We start from the raw sequence: 2,384 nt of genomic DNA, 5'->3' as shown, positions 1-2,384 counted from the left end.
ATACAGCGCGGGACTTATAGCTCCCCGCGCCCCTCCTTTGTTAAGCCCAAGTCAAGGAACGCTCACCCAAGTCGGCTACATCCACTAGGACTGGGATCCAAGCCCACTTTCTCTCTCCACCCATAGTGGAGTACGGATCCCCACAACTCTTCTTGCGCTCAAGCGAAAGATTGCTGTGATCAATGCTGCTTTTTGCCCGATTGATAAGGGATCCCCAAAAGCTTGTCAGGGGGTGATCTGGAACTCCAGGTTGTAGGTTTGGAGTAAGTTTATGGTTTCGTGATCGGTGATGTTGGTGTCGGCCAGCTCCAAGTTGTAGAAATCGATGAACTCTTCGTGGTCAAAATAGGGGCCGGCATGCCAGGTACCCATCTCCAGTTTGATAAAGCGATCCCCAGGCACCCGAAAGGCTTGAATCTGATCCACGTGCAGCTCATCGGCAGGGGGTGCAACACCAATAAACCACTCCTTGCCATTGAGGGATCCCAGGCACTGGGTGCAGCGGATGTGGTGGGTGATCTGAGTAAACTTGAGGCCGCGGCGAGGCAAGCGCATGATGTAAAAGCGGGGCTGCCCTTGATTCAAGAACAACTGAGCATCTTGACTGTCGAAGGGTTTGTGATCGGGAGTGGGGCAAATGACCTGTCCGTAGGGGGCAAAGTTTTCCGGTTCAGCGAGATGGGCCTTCAGTTGGCGCAATTGGCTGGTCACCCTGCTCTTCTCCTTTGCGTTTGACGAGCTGTCTTGTGTCTCACTGTTGCCCTACAACTTGAGCACGAGGGCGTGAAGACGCAAACAGCCCAGCGAACCCCATTCTATCGAGACTTGGCCAGGCAGCTTCCCTTCTGGGAAGGGATCCCTGAGCAAGCCCAAGCTGCTCAAGGTCGCAAGTACAATGGGAAAACTTCCCAGCCTCAGCAGAGCAAATGGCGATGCAGCGGGACTTACAAGAGCTGATCATCTCCCCAGCTCAAGTTGAAAGCCTCTCTCAAGTGCCGGTGGCTTGGTTGTATCGGCCTCGGCCCGTTCGTCGTTTTAAAGACCGTCTGCGCCAGTTCTCCGCCTTCTGGGATCTCCTACGCTTGCTGGTGACGCTGGACTTGTTCCTGCGTTTCTTGACCTTCTGGACAGGGGGATCCCTACTTACCCTGGTGGGGCGGATTTGGATCCCTGGCCTACAGGCCACTTGGGGCACTTGGCTGGTGGAATGGGGGATCCTGGCGGCTATTGCCGCTCTGGGCCAAGCCTATTGGATTTTCCGCAGCCGTCGCATGCCGCTGCTGTTGAACTTGCTGGGGGAAGTGGATCGCTACAACCGAATCATCCAGGCCATCCACGTCAACGACCAGTTGGTGGAAGCGGGCAACCCCGAGGTGAAGCTGGCCCAGAGGGCTGAGGTGATCGAAGCCCTGAAGCTGACCCGGGCCGATCTCATTCGCGCCTTGAAAACCGAACGGATCTTGCGGCAAAACGAAGACCTGATCGAGCAGCAGAGCGAGTTCTTCGGCGATAACTTGGCAGCGTTGACAGCTCTGCAGGTGAGCGAGCAGGCCAGCGAACAGGGGCGAATCCTGGAGGCTGCTTTACAGATTGCTTTGCAGGTGCGCTCCCAAATCCGCCGTTTGCAAGAGCGAGAAGCCAACCACCCCCCAAACAGGGATCCAGACACCATTAGGGAAGATAGGCAGGATACAGACGGCAACTCGGATTGGCAATGAGCCTTTTGGCCCGCTCCCTCAGCTACGCCCAGAACCACAGCGACACGCTGTTTCAAGCTTTCGTCCAACACCTGCAACTGGTGGCGGTGCCTTTGGGAATGGGGCTGCTGTTGGGTTTGCCGCTGGGCTTTTTCAGCTCCCGCTCCCAGATGCTTTCCCTGGTGGTGATCAATGCGTTTAGCAGCCTGCGGGTGATCCCCAGTTTGGCCATTTTGTTTTTGGCCATCCCCTATTTTGGCCTCAGCTTTCGTTCGGCAGTCGTCGCGCTAACCCTCCTGGCTTTGCCCCCCATTCTGATCAGCACGGATGTGGCCTTCCGCAGCCTTGAGCCGGCCCTGCGGGAAGCTGCCCTGAGCATGGGCATGACTCCTGGCCAGGTACTGCGGCACGTGGAGATCCCCTTGGCTTTGCCGGTGATCCTGGCCGGTGTTAAAACGGCTACGATTGAGGTGATTGCCAGTGCTACGCTAGCAGCGTTTATCGGCGCGGGAGGGCTGGGTACTTTCATTACCCTAGGGTTTGCCCTCTACGACAACGCCATCTTGCTGGTGGGGGCGGTTCCAGTGGCCCTTCTGGCTATTGCGGCCGAGATCGGCCTTGGCACTCTGCAGCGGGCTTTGGAACCTGATACATTTACGCTGAACACTGCTGAACATCACTGTTCAA

General features: G+C 56.8%; 3 protein-coding genes. 2 read left to right on the top strand and 1 reads right to left on the bottom strand.

Going from position 1 to position 2,384, the window contains the following annotated elements; all coding sequences use genetic code 11:
* Positions 1-225 precede the first annotated feature (225 nt).
* Positions 226-711 carry an ureidoglycolate lyase gene (locus tag NW843_RS13535; protein ID WP_011431703.1) on the bottom strand — a complete coding sequence of 162 codons (486 nt, stop codon included), beginning with the start codon at positions 709-711 and terminating at the stop codon, positions 226-228.
* Positions 712-926: 215 nt separating this feature from the next.
* Between NW843_RS13535 and NW843_RS13530 the strand changes: the two genes are divergently transcribed.
* Both NW843_RS13530 and NW843_RS13525 read left to right on the top strand, forming a co-directional pair.
* On the top strand, positions 927-1,718 hold the full coding sequence (locus tag NW843_RS13530; RefSeq protein ID WP_414523211.1) for a hypothetical protein: 792 nt from the start codon (positions 927-929) through the stop codon (positions 1,716-1,718).
* On the top strand, positions 1,715-2,384 hold a 670-nt coding region (locus NW843_RS13525), incomplete at its 3' end, for an ABC transporter permease (RefSeq protein ID WP_414523210.1). The genes NW843_RS13530 and NW843_RS13525, both read left to right, overlap by 4 nt.

It is taken from the genome of Synechococcus sp. R5-12 (assembly GCF_047502655.1).
Taxonomy (GTDB): Bacteria; Cyanobacteriota; Cyanobacteriia; order Thermostichales; family Thermostichaceae; genus Thermostichus.
This window is presented reverse-complemented; position numbering and strand designations above follow the sequence as displayed.

Bases quoted from the DNA above. Each gene is read 5' to 3' on its own strand.
- NW843_RS13530 (WP_414523211.1), top strand. From the start codon at position 927: ATGGCGATGCAGCGGGACTTACAAGAGCTGATCATCTCCCCAGCTCAA.